This is a genomic window from Pseudideonella sakaiensis (assembly GCF_048320135.1).
GTDB classification, from domain to species: domain Bacteria; phylum Pseudomonadota; class Gammaproteobacteria; order Burkholderiales; family Burkholderiaceae_C; genus Ideonella_A; species Ideonella_A sakaiensis_A.
In genome coordinates this window covers 4,894,366-4,910,111 of record NZ_CP182947.1, presented here as the reverse complement: position 1 = coordinate 4,910,111, position 15,746 = coordinate 4,894,366, and the positions used below count along the sequence as shown (strand labels likewise).

Annotated in this window: 14 protein-coding genes; 5 read left to right on the top strand and 9 right to left on the bottom strand. The window is 66.6% G+C overall.

All coding sequences use genetic code 11. The features are described 5' to 3' along the window. Positions 1-62: 62 nt before the first annotated feature. Positions 63-251 carry a hypothetical protein gene (locus ACNH6H_RS22475; protein ID WP_418320508.1) on the bottom strand — a complete coding sequence of 63 codons (189 nt, stop codon included), beginning with the start codon at positions 249-251 and terminating at the stop codon, positions 63-65. A gap of 107 nt (positions 252-358) precedes the next feature. Beyond that, positions 359-1,408: an RluA family pseudouridine synthase gene (locus ACNH6H_RS22470; protein ID WP_418320507.1), complete on the bottom strand. Its 1,050-nt coding sequence runs from the start codon at positions 1,406-1,408 to the stop codon at positions 359-361. A 40-nt stretch (positions 1,409-1,448) separates the two neighbouring features. Here ACNH6H_RS22470 and ACNH6H_RS22465 point away from each other — a divergent pair, with 40 nt between their 5' ends. Then, the gene (locus ACNH6H_RS22465; RefSeq protein WP_418320506.1) at positions 1,449-2,318 is read left to right on the top strand and encodes an outer membrane protein assembly factor BamD; all 870 of its coding nucleotides are present in this window, start codon (positions 1,449-1,451) and stop codon (positions 2,316-2,318) included. 39 nt (positions 2,319-2,357) lie between these two features. On the opposite strand, the gene ACNH6H_RS22460 is transcribed toward ACNH6H_RS22465, so the two are convergent. Both ACNH6H_RS22460 and ACNH6H_RS22455 read right to left on the bottom strand, forming a co-directional pair. Continuing rightward, a complete protein-coding gene (locus tag ACNH6H_RS22460) occupies positions 2,358-4,400 on the bottom strand; it encodes an ATP-dependent DNA helicase (protein ID WP_418321453.1) in 2,043 nt (680 codons plus the stop codon). A gap of 14 nt (positions 4,401-4,414) precedes the next feature. Continuing rightward, a complete protein-coding gene (locus ACNH6H_RS22455) occupies positions 4,415-4,618 on the bottom strand; it encodes a DUF465 domain-containing protein (protein WP_418320505.1) in 204 nt (67 codons plus the stop codon). Between the two features lie 92 nt (positions 4,619-4,710). On the opposite strand from ACNH6H_RS22455, the gene ACNH6H_RS22450 reads away from it, so the two are divergent. Then, positions 4,711-5,478 carry a PP2C family protein-serine/threonine phosphatase gene (locus ACNH6H_RS22450; RefSeq protein ID WP_418320504.1) on the top strand — a complete coding sequence of 256 codons (768 nt, stop codon included), beginning with the start codon at positions 4,711-4,713 and terminating at the stop codon, positions 5,476-5,478. A gap of 25 nt (positions 5,479-5,503) precedes the next feature. Here ACNH6H_RS22450 and ACNH6H_RS22445 read toward each other — a convergent pair whose 3' ends face one another. The 5 genes from ACNH6H_RS22445 to ACNH6H_RS22425 all read right to left on the bottom strand — a co-directional run bounded on the left by ACNH6H_RS22445 (position 5,504) and on the right by ACNH6H_RS22425 (position 13,145). Continuing rightward, a complete protein-coding gene (locus tag ACNH6H_RS22445) occupies positions 5,504-6,160 on the bottom strand; it encodes a hypothetical protein (protein WP_418320503.1) in 657 nt (218 codons plus the stop codon). Then, on the bottom strand, positions 6,157-7,254 hold the full coding sequence (gene zapE, locus ACNH6H_RS22440) for a cell division protein ZapE (protein ID WP_418320502.1): 1,098 nt from the start codon (positions 7,252-7,254) through the stop codon (positions 6,157-6,159). Before zapE ends, ACNH6H_RS22445 begins: the two co-directional genes overlap by 4 nt. Before the next feature lie 22 nt (positions 7,255-7,276). Next, entirely contained in the window at positions 7,277-8,704 is a 1,428-nt protein-coding gene (gene lpdA, locus ACNH6H_RS22435) for a dihydrolipoyl dehydrogenase (protein WP_418320501.1), read from the bottom strand. Positions 8,705-8,871: 167 nt separating this feature from the next. After that, positions 8,872-10,170, bottom strand: coding sequence for a 2-oxoglutarate dehydrogenase complex dihydrolipoyllysine-residue succinyltransferase (gene odhB, locus ACNH6H_RS22430; protein WP_418320500.1), 1,299 nt, complete (start codon positions 10,168-10,170; stop codon positions 8,872-8,874). Between the two features lie 116 nt (positions 10,171-10,286). Next, positions 10,287-13,145, bottom strand: coding sequence for a 2-oxoglutarate dehydrogenase E1 component (locus ACNH6H_RS22425; RefSeq protein WP_418321452.1), 2,859 nt, complete (start codon positions 13,143-13,145; stop codon positions 10,287-10,289). Positions 13,146-13,538: 393 nt separating this feature from the next. Between ACNH6H_RS22425 and ACNH6H_RS22420 the strand changes: the two genes are divergently transcribed. The 3 genes from ACNH6H_RS22420 (at position 13,539) to ACNH6H_RS22410 (ending at position 15,740) form a co-directional block, all read left to right on the top strand. Further along, positions 13,539-13,769 (top strand): hypothetical protein, encoded by a 231-nt coding sequence (locus ACNH6H_RS22420; RefSeq protein WP_418320499.1) that lies wholly within the window; start codon positions 13,539-13,541, stop codon positions 13,767-13,769. 370 nt (positions 13,770-14,139) lie between these two features. Continuing rightward, positions 14,140-14,634: a hypothetical protein gene (locus tag ACNH6H_RS22415; protein WP_418320498.1), complete on the top strand. Its 495-nt coding sequence runs from the start codon at positions 14,140-14,142 to the stop codon at positions 14,632-14,634. A gap of 131 nt (positions 14,635-14,765) precedes the next feature. Beyond that, positions 14,766-15,740 carry a tripartite tricarboxylate transporter substrate binding protein gene (locus ACNH6H_RS22410; RefSeq protein WP_418320497.1) on the top strand — a complete coding sequence of 325 codons (975 nt, stop codon included), beginning with the start codon at positions 14,766-14,768 and terminating at the stop codon, positions 15,738-15,740. Positions 15,741-15,746 lie beyond the last annotated feature (6 nt).

Sequence of the window (15,746 nt, the reverse complement as noted above, 5' to 3'; positions counted from 1 at the left end):
CGGATAAGGGTCATCCTCAAACGAACGGGGCGGGTGTGCAACTCACCGGGGCTTAGCCTGCATCAGTGCGGCAGTTCGCCGATCGGGCCGCTGCGTCGATTCCGTGATCGCGCTCGAAAGCCCGATTCGGGCTTGGTTAATTGAAACACCAGGGCTTGTACACGCTTCACGCGGTGGGCCAGCGTAGCGGCCACAAACAGCACACGTGTCGTCTTGTGGCGGCGGTGGATTGCGCGGCGGATCGTTTCCATCGCGGCGGGCCGAACGCTTTTGCCGGAACCCTGCTTACGCCCTCATTGTAACCAGGCTGGCCGCAGGCGTGAATTTTTTGCAGCCGCCGGCCACGCCGGCGTGGCGCCTATGCATCGGCCGCGGCATCGAGCAAGGCCTGCCAGGCCGGCGCGAGATCGTCCGCCAGCGGCACATCGAACAGCATCTGCCGACCGCTTTTCGGGTGCGAGAAACCGAGCCGGGCCGCATGCAGCGCCTGCCGCTGCAGGCCCCAGCGGGCGGCGCCCCCGTACAGCGCATCGGCCACCAGCGGATGGCCACGCGACGCCAGGTGGACTCTGATCTGGTGGGTTCGGCCGGTGTGCAACCTGCAGCGCACGGCACTGCAGACGCCGTCGCTGGCCACCCGCGTGACGTCGGTCTGCGCGACACGTCCGGAGGCGACGACGGCCATCCGCACCCGCGATTTCGGGTCCCGGGCGATCGGCGCATCGATGCGCCACTCGCCAGCCGGCACGACGCCATGCACCAGCGCCAGATATTCGCGGCGCACCGTGCGCGCGGCAATCGCGCGACTCAGCGCAGTCACCGCTTCCAGCGTCTTGCCGACGACCATCAGTCCCGATGTGTCCTTGTCGAGCCGGTGCACGATGCCGGCGCGCGGCAGCGACGCCGCACCGGCGTGGTGCGCCAGCAAGCCGTTCAGCAAGGTGCCCGACCAGTTTCCCGCGGCCGGGTGGACAACCATGCCGGCCGCCTTGTCGATCACCAGCAGGTCGGCGTCCTCATGGACGATGCGCAACGGCAGCGCCTCGGCGCGAAAGGCCCGGCTCTCGGCAGTCGGCACCAGCGTCAGCTCGACACGCTGGCCGGCACGCAGCTTGCGCGACGACGACACGGCCGGCGCATCGTCGAGCCGCACATGGCCCTGCTCGAGCAGGCCCTGCAGGTGGTTGCGCGAGAACTCCGGCGCCATCTCGACCAGCAGCTTGTCGATCCGCTGGCCATGAAACGAGGCCGCGACGACACACCCACGCGTCTCGTAGACCTGCGCAGCCGCAGCGCCCGGCTCGGCGCCGCTGGCATCGGACAAGCTGTCCGGCTCGTCGTCGTCGCTGTCGTACGGCTGTCCAGGGGCGTCTGCCGCCGGAGGGCCAACCCTATAATCTGGGATCATTCTTGACGGAAGACGTGCGCCCGAGGCGGCGTCGAGGCCCATGGATCTGCAGCGCTCGAAACGATTTGAAACCCGGCCGGAAACGGCCCGCAAATGGGCGCGGCCGGGGCTGGCTCTGCTGACCGGAGTCGCCATCGCGCTTGCCGGTTGCAGCAATACACCGAAGGACGAAACCGCCAACTGGTCGACCGAGAAATTGTATTCGGAGGCCAAGGACGAGATGGGCGCAGGCAACTACGAACGCGCCAGCATGCTGTTCGAGCGGCTGGAGGGCCGGGCGACCGGCACCTTGCTGTCGCAGCAGGCGCAGCTCGAACGCGCCTATGTGATGTACCGCACCAACGAGAAGGCGCAGGCGCTGACGATCCTCGAGCGCTTCATCAAGCTGCACCCGACCAGCCCGGCGCTCGACTATGCGATGTACCTGCAGGGCCTGGTCAATTTCAACGACAACCTCGGCCTGTTCGGCAGCCTGTCGCGCCAGGACCTGTCCGAGCGTGACCAGCAGGCCTCGCGCGACTCCTACCAGGCGTTCAAGCAACTGGTCGAGCAGTTTCCGAACTCGCGTTATGCCGAAGACGCGCGGCTGCGGATGAACTACATCGTCAACGCACTGGCCGCCTACGAAGTCCATGTCGCCCGCTACTATTTCCGGCGCGGCGCCTATGTCGCCGCGATCAACCGGGCGCAGGCAACGGTGCAGGACTACCAGCAGTCGCCGTCGGTCGAGGAGGCGCTGGCGATCATGGTGCGCAGCTACGACCAGCTCGGCATGAAAGACCTGCGCGACGATGCGCGCCGCGTGCTCGCGAAAAATTTTCCGAACAGCGCCTTCCTGCGTGGCGAGGGCGTGATCGCGGCCAACGCCAGCAACCGCAAGGCCGATCGCCCTTGGTGGCAGCTCTGGTGAACTGACGGGCCCGGCCGCGCCGGCCGCGCCCATCAATCGCTACCAGGGCGGCGCGCCGTCGTTCAGCGAGGCGAGCCAGTTCATCGCCTGTTCCTCATTGGCAATCGGCCCCATCGGCGGCAGCGCCTCGCGCAGCCGCCGCCCGTAGTTCATCCCGGCCATCCGCGGATCGCAGACGACCAGCAAACCGCGGTCGGTTTCGCTGCGGATCAATCGGCCGGCGCCCTGCTTCAACGACACCGCAGCCTCGGCGACAAAATAGTCGGCAAACGCATTTCGCCCTTCCGCCTCCAGCCGGCGCACCCGCGCCTCGACCAGCGGATCGTTCGGTGGCGGAAACGGCAGCTTGTCGATCAGCACGCATTGCAGCGCCTCGCCGGGTACGTCGATGCCCTCCCAGAAACTCTGCGAGCCGACCAGCACCGAGCGCGGCTCGGCGAGAAAGCGATCGAGCAGTTGCCGCTTCGCCATCTGCCCCTGTACCAGCACCTGAATGTCCTCGCCGAGCTGGTCGAGTTCGCCACGCAGCGCCTCACCGATCTGCCGCAGCGCGCGCAGCGTCGTCGTCAGCACGAAGGTCCGTCCACCGAGCGCCGCCGCGCAGCGCGCCGCCAGCACCGCCACCGCCGGCCCGTGGCCGCTGTCGCTCGGTTTCGGAAATCCACGCGGGATATACAGCCGCGCATGGGCTGCATAGTCGAACGGGCTGCCGGCGCGCAGGCAGGTGGCATCCTCGAGCCCGGCCGACTCGGTGAACCAGCTCAGCCGCTCGTCGTCGCCGAGCGTTGCCGACGTGAAGATCCACGCCTTTGACGCGGCTTTCATCTGCTGGGCCAGCGCTTCGCGGATGTCGAGCGGCGATTCGACCAGCCGCGCCTGGTGCACCGACAGGTCGATCCAGCGGACCAGCCCGTGCGCCGCCGGCTCGGCAAAGCGGCGTGCCAGCGCAGCCAGACGCTGGGCGCGCTCGGCCAGCTTCGTGAAATCCGGTGACAGCTCGACCACCGCCTGCAGCGCGTCGTGCGCCGCGCTGCAGCGCTCGGCGAGACTGCCCAGTGCCTGCCGAAAATCGCTGTCGTCGCAGCGTTCGTCCCAGCGCAGCTTGAAGCTGCCGCGCACCTCGCCGATCGAGCCGACACAGGCCAGCCGCAGTTCACGCGCCGCGCGATCGCATTCGGCAGCGAGCGCCTGCCATTCGCCGAGGCCGCGCGCCTGCTGCAGTCCGGCGGCGAGCATGTCGCGCGAAAAATCGATCAGCTGGCTGCTGCCGAGCGTCGTGCCGAGAAACTGCACGCCCGCTTCGGCAAGCTGATGGGCCTCGTCGAAGATCGCGACGTCGACGCTCGGCAGCAGTTCGGCGACCCCGGTATCGCGCAACGCCATGTCGGCAAAAAACAGGTGGTGGTTGACGACGACCAGGTCGGCTGCCATCGCCTCGCGCCTGGCCTTCAATACATGGCAGTTGCGATATTCCGGGCACTCGGCACCAAGGCAGTTTTCGCGCGAAGAGGTGACCAGCGGGATCACGCTGCTGCGTTCATCGAGGCCTTCCAGTTCGGCGAGGTCGCCGCTGACGGTATGCCGGGCCCATGCCTCGACCTTGGCCAGCGTGCGCACCGCCCAGCGGTCCGGGAAGGTCGCCGTCTGCCGCGCCTGCTGCATGCGGTGCAGACACAGGTAGCTGCCGCGGCCCTTCAGCAATGCGATGTCGATCGGCAACTGCAGGGCCTCGCGCAAGCGCGGCAGATCGCGCAGGAACAGCTGGTCCTGCAGGCTTTTCGTCGCGGTGCTGATCAGCGTTCGCGCGCCCGACAGCAGCGCCGGCACCAGGTAGGCGAAGGTCTTGCCGACGCCGGTGCCGGCCTCGGCAACCAGCACGCTGCGGCTGTCGATCGCATCGGCCACCGCATGCGCCATCTGCAATTGCACCTCGCGCGAGACATAGCGCGCATCGGCCTGCGCCAGCGGTCCGGTCGCCGCGAAGGCCTGTGCGACTGCAATGCGCAACGATGACGGCGCGGTCGGCGACTGATCGGTGGCGGCCGTGGCGGGCGGTACGGCGGCGGGCTGGCCGGCAAGCATCGGTGCGGCCACGTTCAGGCCGGCTCGGGGGGTTCGAGATCGGCTTCCAGGCTGGTGATGCGGTCGCGCAGCAGCAGCCGGCGCTTCTTCAGGCGCCGCAGCGACAACTCGTCGGCCGGGCGATCCTGTGCCGTCTGGTCGATCAGGCTGTCGAGATCGGCGTGTTCGATGCGCAGCTCGATCAGCTGGCGCGTTAACGAATGCAGGTTGTTGTCCATCGCCGTGTGATGACGGCCAAATGGCTGTTCTACAGTCCAAAAGACCCGTTGCAGCCTGTTTATCGGGGCCTTGGAAGGATTATAGTTTTGCCATGACGATCGCGATCAGCGGGCACCGACTTTCCGCAGCCACTGCGCTGCACCGCGGGGACCGCACCTACCAGCAGGATCAGGTCGCGGTTTATGCGCATGGCAGGTCGCCTGGATGCGCGATGGCGGTGCTGGCCGACGGCATGGGCGGCAAGAGCGGCGGCCGCAAGGCGGCCGATCAGGTGATCCTGACCGCCCAGCAGCTGTTCGACCGCTTCTCGCCGAACGGCGACGATCCGAGCACGATGCTGAAGCAACTGGTGATGGAAGCTCACCTGATGATCAAGCTGACCGCGATCACCGCCGAGGAGGAGCCGCACAGCACGGTCGCCGGGTTTGTCGTGATGCCGAACCGTCATTGTTTTGCGGTCCACGCCGGCGATTCGCGGATCTACCATTTCCGCGCCGCGGAGATGATGTTCCGGACCTCCGATCACTCCTATGTGCAACGGCTGATCGACGACGGCGACCTGACCGAGGACGAGGCGAACAACCATCCGCAGTCGAACCTGCTGACAGGCTGCCTGGGCACGCTGAAGGAACCACCGGTCACGCTGAACGAACTCGGTCCGCTGGAAGTCGGCGACAGCGTCCTCGCCTGCAGCGACGGCCTGTGGCACTACCTGTCGCCGCTCGAACTCGGTTCGATTGCCCATGCACTGCCGCCGCGCGAAGCCGGCGAGATGATGATTGCGAAGGCACGCGAGCGGGCTCGCGGGTCGGGCGACAACCTGTCGCTGGCGCTGATCCGGGTCGAGCCGCTCGGCTGACGGCAGCCGACCGGTCCGCCGCCGCTCAGTTGGTCGGCAATGGAATCAGCGGCCGCTCGGGCAGGCCGGCGGCGGGCTTCTTCTGCTCGGCCTGACGCCGCTGTTCACGTTCGGCGCGGCGCTGCTCTGCCTCGGCGCGGCGCCGCTGCGATGCCTCTGCCCTCGCCCGCGCGGCACGTTCGGCGGCAGCAACCTCGTTGCTGCGCGGGCCGGCGGCATGGCCATCGGCCCGTGGCTGCCGCTCGCTTTCGGCGGCGTCAGGCTGCGGCGTGGCCTGCGGGCGATCGGCCGATGGCAGCGGTGCCTGCCGGGCCAGCGAAGCGGTTTTCTGCTCGATGATCGCCAGGCGCTGCTGCGCCCGCTGGTGGCGCAGCGTGCGGTCGATCTCGGCCTCGCGGCGATCGAGCGCCTGCACGGTGGCCCGATGTTCGGCTCGGGCATCTTCCATGCACGAGGTCACGATGAAGCGGCGGCTGCATTCCCAGCGCTGCTGCTGGTAGCGGGCTTCGGCGCGGGCACGCGCACCGCCAATCTCTTCGCGCGACAAGTCCTGCTCCACCGGCCCGGCAACAACAGCCGGGCTGGCGCCGAGCGCGGCGAGGAGGATCAGCAACGCGCACCAGCGGCCGCCTGCCGCACGGGTCCGCCCGCTCGGGCCATCGATGGTTCGTGATCGGCTCATGTCAGCGCAGTATCCACCTCGCGCCGCGACAACGCCAGGTACTCGGCCGATTGCATCTCGCGCAGCCGGGACACGGTGCGCGGAAATTCATGCGCCAGCGGCCCCTCGGTATACAGCTCCTCCGGCGGCACCTGCGCCGACAGCAGCAGCTTGACGCGGCGGTCGTACAACACGTCGACCAGCCACGTGAAGCGGCGTGCTTCCGACGCAAAACGCGGCGACATCTGCGGCACGTTCGACAGCAGCACGGTGTGGAACTGGGTCGCCAGCTCGAGGTAATCGTTCTGCGAGCGCGGGCCGGCGCACAGTTCGCGGAAATCAAACCAGACGACACCACCCGCCTTGCGCCGCGCCTTCAGCTCGCGCTGCTCGATGCGCATCACCGGATCCTCGTCGCGGGCTTCGGCGAGCCGGTCGAAACTGGCGTTCAATACCTCGTCGACCTCCGGACCGGCCGGCGTCAGATAGGTCTCGACCTGGGCCAGCGTCAAAGCGCGGTAGTCGGTGCCGGCATCGACATTGACGACTTGCAGATGCTTTTTCAGCAATTCGATCGCCGGCAGGATGCGGTCACGGTGCAGGCCGTTCGGGTACAGGTCGTCGGGCTGGAAATTCGACGTCGTGACGATGCTGACGCGGTGCTCGAACAGCGATTCGAGCAGGCGATAGAGGATCATCGCGTCGGTCACGTCGGCGACATGGAATTCGTCGAAGCAGATCAGCCGGTAGCGGCGCGACACGCGCTCGCCGAGCACATGCAGCGGATTCGCGGTGCCGCGCAGATCGGCCAGCTCGCGGTGCACCTCGCGCAGAAACTCATGGAAATGCAGCCGCGTCTTGCGCTGCAACGGCACGGCGTTGAAGAAGCAATCCATCAGAAAGCTCTTGCCGCGGCCGACGCCGCCGTACATGTAGACGCCGCGCGGGATCGGCGGGCGCACCAGCAGCTTGCTCAGCCGGTTCCGGCGCCGCGCCTTGTAGTCGGCCCATTCATTCTCGCAGCGCTCGAGCGCATCGATTGCACGCAGCTGCGCCGGATCGCTGTGGTAACCCCGCTCGGCCAGCGCCGCGTTGTAGATGTCGCGAACGGTCAAGGCGCTGCCAGGCTCTGCCGGATCAGAAATTGAGCGTGCGCTTGTCGACCGCCAGCGCCGCTTCCTTGGTCGCCTCGCTGAGCGACGGGTGGGCATGGCAGATGCGGGCAATGTCTTCGGCCGAGGCCTTGAACTCCATCGCGACCACCGCTTCGGAGATCAGCTCGCTGGCCTGCGGGCCGACGATGTGCACGCCGAGAATCTCGTCGCTTTTTGCATCGGCGAGAAATTTCACCATGCCGGTGGTGTCACCGAGCGCACGCGCGCGGCCGTTGGCGAGGAACGGGAAAGTGCCGGCCTTGTAGGCACGGCCCTCGGCCTTCAGCTGCTGCTCGGTCTGGCCGACCCAGGCGATCTCCGGGCTGGTATAGATGACCCAAGGGATCGTATTGAAATTGACGTGGCCATGTTGTCCGGCAATGCGTTCGGCAACCGCAACGCCCTCTTCCTCGGCCTTGTGCGCGAGCATCGGTCCGCGCACGACATCGCCGACCGCCCAGACGTTGTCCAGATTCGTCTTGCAGTCGTCGTCGACGACGATCGCGCCGCGGTCGTCGAGTTTCAGGCCGACGCCTTCGGCATTCAGGCCGATCGTGTTCGCAACCCGGCCGATCGAGACGATCAGCTTGTCGACGACCAGTTCCTTGTCGCCACCCTTCGCATCGGCGTAGATCACCTTGACGCCGCTGCCCGAGGTCTTGACCTCGCTGATCTTCACGCCCAACTCGATCTTCAGACCCTGTTTCGTGAAGGCCTTGTGCGCCTCCTTCGCGATCTGCTCGTCGACCGCGCCGAGGAAGGTCGGCAAGGCTTCGAGCACGGTGACTTCGGCACCAAGCCGGCGCCAGACCGAGCCCATCTCGAGTCCGATCACGCCGGAGCCGATCACACCGAGCTTCTTCGGCACCTTGTCGATCCGCAAAGCGCCGTCGTTGCTGAGGATGTTCTTCTCGTCGAAATCCGCACCCGGCAATGCCCGTGCATTCGAGCCGGTCGCGATGATCACGTGTTTCGTCGTCAGTTCCTCTTCGGCAGCGCCGCCGACCTTGATCTGCCAGCCGCCGTCCTTGCCCGCGACGAACGATCCGCGGCCGTGGAAAAACGCGACCTTGTTCTTCTTGAACAGGTACAGGATGCCGTCGTTGTTCTGCTTGACGATGCCGTCCTTGCGGCCGAGCAGCATGGCCAGGTCGAGCGACAGCTTGCCGACCCCGATGCCGTGGTCGGCGAAGTGGTGGCCGGCGTGTTCGTAGTGCTCGCTCGACTGCAGCAGCGCCTTGCTCGGAATGCAGCCGACATTGGTGCAGGTCCCGCCCGGCGCCGGCCCGCCCTTGTCGTTTTTCCACTCGTCGATGCAGGCGACATTGAAGCCCAGCTGCGCCGCCCGGATCGCCGCGATATACCCACCCGGGCCGCCACCGATGACGACCACATCAAATTGTTTGCTCATCTTGTAATCCTTTTGTCGCCCGCGCGAGCCAGCACACTGCGACGGTCACTCTGTCAACGACGCCGCGCAGCGGCCGTCAAGATCAAGTGGCGCAGTGGATCCGGCTCTGCCGGTCCACCAGCGCCGCCCCCCTGGGGGGGTGCGCCGAAGGCGCTCCGGGGGGGGGGTCAAATATCAAACAGCAACCGCGCCGGATCCTCCAGCGCTTCCTTCATCGCGACCAGACCGAGCACCGCCTCGCGGCCGTCGATGATGCGGTGGTCGTAGCTCATCGCCAGGTAGTTCATCGGCCGGATCACGATCTGGCCGTTCTCGACCACCGCGCGATCCTTCGTCGCATGGACGCCGAGGATCGCCGACTGCGGCGGGTTGATGATCGGCGTCGACAGCATCGAACCGAACACGCCGCCATTGCTGATCGAGAAGGTGCCGCCGGTCAGGTCGTCGAGCGCCAGCTTGCCGTCGCGCGCCTTCTGGCCGAATTCGGCGATCTTCTTCTCGATGTCGGCAAAACTCATCTGGTCGGCATTGCGCAGGATCGGCACCACCAAGCCACGCGGCGAGCCGACTGCGATGCCGATGTCGAAATAGCCGTGGTAGACGATGTCGTTGCCGTCGACCGACGCATTGATCACCGGATAACGCTTCAGCGCAGCGATTGCGGCCTTCACGAAAAAGCTCATGAAGCCGATCTTGACGCCGTGCTCCTTCTCGAACTTGTCCTGGAAGCGCTTGCGCATTTCCATCACCGGCGCCATGTTGACCTCGTTGAAGGTGGTCAGGATGGCATTCGTCTGCTGCGACTGCAGCAGCCGCTCGGCAACGCGTGCGCGCAGCCGGCTCATCGGAACCCGCTGCTCGGGGCGGTTCGACAACGCGGCCTGGATCGGTGCTGCAGCGCGCGCCTGCGGGCGCGGCAGCGGCGGCGGCATCACCTTCGGCAGGCTGGTCGACTGAGTCGGCGCAGGAACCGGCGCCGCAGCGGCCGGCTTGCTGCCGCCCGACTCGAGCGCATTCAGCACGTCGCCCTTCGTGACCCGGCCGTCCTTGCCGGTGCCGGCAACCGATCCGGCGTCCATCTTGTTTTCAGCCAGCAGCTTGGCGGCCGCCGGCATCGCGACATCACCCTTGTCGCCGCCGGCCTGCGCCGGCGCCGGAGCCGGTGCGGCCGGCGGGGTGGGGGCCGGCACCGGCTTGACCGGCAGCGGGCTGACCGCCTCGGTGCCTTCGGTGTCGATCTTCGCGATCACCTCTTCGCTGACGCACTGTTCGCCGTCGCCCTTGACGAGCTGGGCGATCACGCCAGCCGACGGCGCGGGAACTTCGAGCACGACCTTGTCGGTTTCGATCTCGACGAGGATTTCGTCGACGGCGACCATCTCGCCGGGCTTCTTTTTCCACTCGACCAGGGTTGCCTCAGCAATCGACTCGGACAGCTGCGGGACCTTCACATCTACGATAGCCATGATTTTCTTTCGGGAATTTCAGCAGCACCGCCGCGGTGCTGGGGGATCGCCGCCGCCGGACAGACTGGCCGGCGACAGGCGACGACTTGTCGACACGAGCGTGCTCGTCGACAAGCCTATTTGGTGAGGATGAAGCCCTTCAGCTTGCCGAAGGCCTGGTCGAGCAAGGCCTTCTGCTGCTCCTGGTGCAGGTGCGCATAACCGACCGCCGGCGAGGCGGAGGCGGGGCGGCCGGCATAACCGAGGCGCTGACCGTCGGTCATGTTCTCGTGGATGTAGTGCTGCACGAAGAACCAGGCGCCCTGGTTCTGCGGCTCGTCCTGGCACCACATGATCTCGGTGGCGTTCGGATAGCGCTTGATCTCGGCAGCAAATGCCTTGTGCGGGAACGGGTAGAGCTGTTCGACGCGGATGATCGCGACATCGCTGCTCTTCTTCTCCTCGCGCTTCTTGACCAGGTCGTAGTAGACCTTGCCCGAACAGGCGATCACCCGCTTGACCTTGTCGGCGACCAGTTCGCTGTTGCTCTCCGGGATCACGGTGCGGAATTCGCCGCGCGTGAATTCGCTCAGCGGCGAGCCAGCATCCTTGTGCCGCAGCAGCGACTTCGGCGTCATCAGTACCAGCGGCTTGCGGAACATCCGCACCATCTGGCGGCGCAACACATGGAAGATCTGGCTGGCCGTCGTCGGCTGCACGATCTGCATGTTGTTGTCGGCGGCCAGCTGCATGAAGCGCTCCAGGCGCGCCGAGCTGTGCTCAGGGCCCTGCCCTTCGTAGCCATGCGGCAGCATCAGCGTCAGGCCGTTGACGCGGCCCCACTTGACCTCGCCGGAGGCGATGAACTGGTCGATCACGACCTGCGCGCCGTTCGCGAAATCGCCGAACTGGGCTTCCCAGATCACCAGCGTATTCGGCTCGGCCGATGCATAGCCGTATTCGAAACCGAGCACCGCTTCCTCGGACAGCAGCGAATCGATGACGACAAACGGCGCCTGGCCCTCGGCAACGTTCTGCAGCGGGATGTAGGTGCCCTCGTCCCAGCGTTCGCGGTTCTGGTCGTGCAGCACCGAGTGGCGGTGGGTGAAGGTGCCACGGCCGCAGTCTTCGCCGGACAGCCGCACCGCATAGCCGCTGGCAACCAGCGACGCGAAAGCAAGGTGTTCGCCCATGCCCCAGTCGACGTTGATCTCGCCGCGGCCCATCGCCGCGCGGTCGGCCAGCACCTTCTCGACCAGCGGATGGGCCTTGAAATTCGGCGGCAGCGTCGTGATGCGCTCGGCCAGCCGCTTCACCTCGGCCATCGGCAGCGAGGTGTCGGCCGCGTCGGTCCACTTCTTGCCGAGGAACGGCGCCCAGTCGACCGCATATTTGCTCTTGTGGTTGGTCAGCACCGGGTCGATCGTGTGCTTGCCGGCGTCCATCGCGGCGCGGAACTCCTTGACCATCTGGTCCGGGCCGTCCGAGGGCAGCACGCCCTGCGCAACCAGTTTTTCGCCATACAGCCGGCGCGTGCCCTGGTGCTGCGCGATCTTCTTGTACATCAGCGGCTGCGTCAGCGCCGGCGTGTCCTGCTCGTTGTGGCCGAGCTTGCGGAAACAGACGATGTCGACGACGACATCCTTGTTGAACTCCTGCCGGTAGTCGAGCACCAGCTGGGTCGCCAGCACCACCGCCTCCGGATCGTCGCCGTTGACGTGCAGCACCGGCGCCTCGACCATCTTGACGACGTCGGTGCAATACAGCGTCGAGCGCGTATCGCGCGGGTCGCTGGTCGTGAAGCCGATCTGGTTGTTGATCACGACGTGGACAGTGCCGCCGGTGTAATAGCCGCGGGTCTGCGCCAGCGCCAGCGTTTCCATCACCACGCCCTGGCCGGCAAACGCCGCGTCGCCATGCACGATGATCGGCAGCACCGAGGCGCCGCGGGCGTCACCGCGGCGGTCGAGGCGGGCCCGAACCGAACCTTCGACGACCGGGTTGACGATCTCGAGGTGCGAGGGATTGAACGCCAGACTCAGGTGAACCGGACCGCCAGGCGTGCTGACGTCGCTGGAGAATCCCTGGTGGTATTTGACGTCGCCGGACGGCAGGTTTTCCGGCGCGCTGTGGTCGAACTCGGAGAACAGTTCGGCCGGTGACTTGCCCAGCGTATTGACGAGCACGTTGAGCCGGCCGCGGTGGGCCATGCCGATCACGATTTCCTGCACGCCGGCGATGCCGCCCCGCTGCACCAGCGCGTCCATTGCCGCGATGAAGCTCTCGCCGCCTTCGAGCGAGAAACGCTTCTGGCCGACATATTTGGTGTGCAGATACCGCTCGAGCCCCTCGGCAGCGGTCAGCCGGTTCAGGATGTGGACCTTCTGCTCGGCGGTATAGCTGCCCTTGGCGCGGATGCTCTCCAGCCGCTGCTGCCACCAGCGCTTTTCGGCCGGGTCGGTCACGTGCATGTATTCGGCACCGATCGAGCCGCAGTAGGTCTCGCGCAATGCCTGCACGATCTCGCGCAGCGTCATGTGCTCCGCGGTCGTGAAATAGGTGTTGGTTGCGCTGAACGAGATGTCCATGTCGGACTCGCTCAGGTCGTAGAAGGCCGGCTCCAGCTCGGGAATCTTCGGCCGCTCGTGCCGCTTCAGCGGATCGAGGCTGGCCCAGCGTGCACCGAGAAAGCGGTAGGCAGCGATCAGCGACTGGACATGAACCTGCTTGCGTGCGACGGCGAGATCGGCGCCGGTCGTCTTCAGGCCGAAGGCATTGGCCTTCGCGCGCTGCGCAAACGATGCGACCACCGGTGCATGGGCAACGTCGCGGCTGTCCGAACCGTCGACTGCAGGAACGTTTTGCAGCGCATCGAAATACGCGCGCCAGTTTTCCGGCACCGAGCCGGGGTTGTCGAGGTAGGCCTCGTACATCTCTTCGACGTAGGGCGCATTGCCTCCGAACAGGTACGAATTCGACCTGTATTCCTGCATCATTTCGCTCACCTCATGCGCTGGCTTCCAGCGCGATAGTGGGTTGAAAACCTTCCGCGGCTCGGCTTGACCGGTTGGCGGATTGCGACCCGCCTTTACTGTTGCCAGAAAAGGGGACGGGAAGGACCTGATATCACAACGCCCGAGACTGTAACACCCGCAGCGCCAGAGCCCGCCCGCCTGGGCGCCGGAATGTCGTCGAGCGGCGACAGCACCAGATTGGCGCAGACGCCGCCTCCCACGTTTGAAGTCGCCAGCGGCATGCCATCGACAGCCGGGTCGCCGCAGAATCGGCTTGTCCGAATGTCCTGACCGAGTGAGATGCCGAGTCGATCTCCCAACGAAACCGATCAGGCTGCTGCACGGCCCAGCAGCAGACGTGCGCCCGGCCGTCTGGTGCGCCGACTGGCCGGGGCGATTGCGCTGCTGCGCGCGGTCCGCTGGCCGACTGGAAGACTGCCCGCCGGGCACGTCCCGGCGGCGAAAGCCGGCACCGCGCAGCGCGGCAAGCGGCCCGGCAGCCTCGGACCAGGCGACATGCCGCGTCGCGGCACCAGTGCGGCACTGGCGGCGGCAACGGTCGCACTGCTGGCGATCGGCGCGTGGTGGGTGTTGAGCGCCGGTTGAGGAGCTGACGATCCACAGTTCACCATTGGCGACCGGCCGGCGACGTTTGCCGCGGATCGGTGGCACAGCCGACGTTGCAGTCGCGGCACCCGCTGGCGCCAGCAGATCTGCTCGATACTCCTGGCGCAAATGGCGCAGCCGCGGCGTTCATCCGGGACCCGCACTTACACGCTGCCCCCCGATTTCGAGGATATCCAGCTTGCGGGCGGCGCCGCATCATCAGCGGCGTCATGGCCCGTCTTGCCACGCTGCCGAGTCGCCCCTCTCGCTCGTTCGCCGGCCCACTGCGGGTGCCGCCGATATGCGCGACGAACGGGAGTCCGCCCGCCGCCGCGCCGATCGGGTCACCAGGCCACCTGCCGTCTGACCAATGCCCGATCAAAACAACTTGGCAGTGCTGTTGCTGGGACTGATTGCACCCTTGCTGGTCGCGGCCTACGGCTTTTACCGCTGGCGGCACAGGGTAGGACCGGTCGGCTTCGCGCCGTCCGACGACTCCCGCCGCAAGGCAGCCGAGACCTTGTGGACCATCCTCGAGGACGTCAACTTCCGGATGCGCGAAACCGCCTGCGCGAGTCGGCAGCGCACGCAGCAGCGCCTGCGCGAAGTCAATGCCGTTTTTGTCCAACAGGCCCGCCACCTCGACCACCGAGACCGCGCCTGCGTCAGGTCCTACCTCGCCTCGCTGCACCGCGTCGCCGCGCTGCTGCGCGACACCGATTCGGCGCCAATCATCGAATGGGTCGACTCGGCGACGCTGCCGATCGCCGGCGGCGACGCCCGGCTGCTCAGCGCGCTGCAGGATCTGGCGCGACAGCGCGAATCGGTCAAGCGCGCGTTGCTGAAGGTCGCGCCGGGCGAGTGAGCGCGGCGGCTCGAGTTCCGGCGGCACGCTCCGGCTGATCCGCATCCCGTTGCCGGGCTTTCCCTGCTTGCAGCGCCGCGTCGATGGGCCAGAATTTGACGACCCCCTTTCATATGACCAAAGGAATCGACATGACCAAGATTGCCATCTCGCGTCGTCTGCTGATCGGTCTGACGGTGGCCGCATGCGCCAGCGGCGCGTGGGCGCAGAGTTATCCAGACCGGCCCATCACGATGGTCGTGCCGTGGGGAGCCGGTGGCGGCACCGATGCAGTGGCCCGCATGCTGGCCAGCCTGATGGAAAAGGATCTCGGCCAGCCGGTCAATGTCGTCAACCGCACCGGCGGATCGGGTGTCGTCGGGCATTCGGCGATCGCGACGGCGGCTCCGGACGGCTACACGATCGGCATGATCACCGTCGAGATCACGATGATGCATCACCAGAAGCTGACCGAGCTGAACCCGACCAGCTATACGCCGATTGCGCTGGTCAACCTCGACCCGGCCGGCTTCCAGGTGCGCGCCGACTCGCCTTACAAGTCGATGAACGACGTGCTGGCGGCGGTGAAGGCAAATCCCGGCAAGTTCAAGGCTTCCGGCACCGGCCAGGGCGGCATCTGGCACCTGGCGCTGGCCGGCTGGCTCGGCGATGCCAAGGTCGACCCGGCAAGTGTGCCGTGGGTGCCGTCGAACGGTGCTGCGCCGGGCCTGCAGGACCTGGTCGCCGGCGGCGTCGAATTCGTGCCCTGCTCGCTGCCCGAGGCCCGCTCGCTGATCGATGCCGGCAAGGTGCGCTCGCTGGCGGTGATGGCGAAGTCGCGCTCCGATCTGTTCCCCAATGTGCCGACGCTGAAGGAGGCGACCGGCTCCGACTGGGCAACCGGCGCCTGGCGCGGCATTGCCGCGCCGAAGGGACTGCCGGCGAACATCGCGGCCCGGCTCGAAGCGTCGGTGAAGAAGGCCTATGAAAGCGCCGAATACAAGAACTTCATGAGCCAGCGCGGCTTCGGCATGTTGTGGGGCAACTCGGGCGAATTCGCCTCGTTCATGGCGAAGGGCGATGCCGACATGAAGAAGGTGATGACGGCGGTGGGTATCGCCAAGTAAGCGCCT

Excerpts from the sequence above, each read along its gene's own strand:
- ACNH6H_RS22475 (WP_418320508.1), bottom strand. The coding sequence starts at position 251 with ATGGAAACGATCCGCCGCGCAATCCACCGCCGCCACAAGACGACACGT.
- lpdA (WP_418320501.1), bottom strand. The coding sequence starts at position 8,704 with ATGAGCAAACAATTTGATGTGGTCGTCATCGGTGGCGGCCCGGGTGGG.
- ACNH6H_RS22415 (WP_418320498.1), top strand. The coding sequence starts at position 14,140 with ATGCCCGATCAAAACAACTTGGCAGTGCTGTTGCTGGGACTGATTGCA.
- ACNH6H_RS22465 (WP_418320506.1), top strand. The coding sequence starts at position 1,449 with ATGGATCTGCAGCGCTCGAAACGATTTGAAACCCGGCCGGAAACGGCC.
- ACNH6H_RS22470 (WP_418320507.1), bottom strand. The coding sequence starts at position 1,408 with ATGATCCCAGATTATAGGGTTGGCCCTCCGGCGGCAGACGCCCCTGGA.
- ACNH6H_RS22425 (WP_418321452.1), bottom strand. The coding sequence starts at position 13,145 with ATGATGCAGGAATACAGGTCGAATTCGTACCTGTTCGGAGGCAATGCG.
- ACNH6H_RS22410 (WP_418320497.1), top strand. The coding sequence starts at position 14,766 with ATGACCAAGATTGCCATCTCGCGTCGTCTGCTGATCGGTCTGACGGTG.
- ACNH6H_RS22450 (WP_418320504.1), top strand. The coding sequence starts at position 4,711 with ATGACGATCGCGATCAGCGGGCACCGACTTTCCGCAGCCACTGCGCTG.
- ACNH6H_RS22445 (WP_418320503.1), bottom strand. The coding sequence starts at position 6,160 with ATGAGCCGATCACGAACCATCGATGGCCCGAGCGGGCGGACCCGTGCG.
- ACNH6H_RS22460 (WP_418321453.1), bottom strand. The coding sequence starts at position 4,400 with ATGCTTGCCGGCCAGCCCGCCGCCGTACCGCCCGCCACGGCCGCCACC.
- ACNH6H_RS22455 (WP_418320505.1), bottom strand. The coding sequence starts at position 4,618 with ATGGACAACAACCTGCATTCGTTAACGCGCCAGCTGATCGAGCTGCGC.
- odhB (WP_418320500.1), bottom strand. The coding sequence starts at position 10,170 with ATGGCTATCGTAGATGTGAAGGTCCCGCAGCTGTCCGAGTCGATTGCT.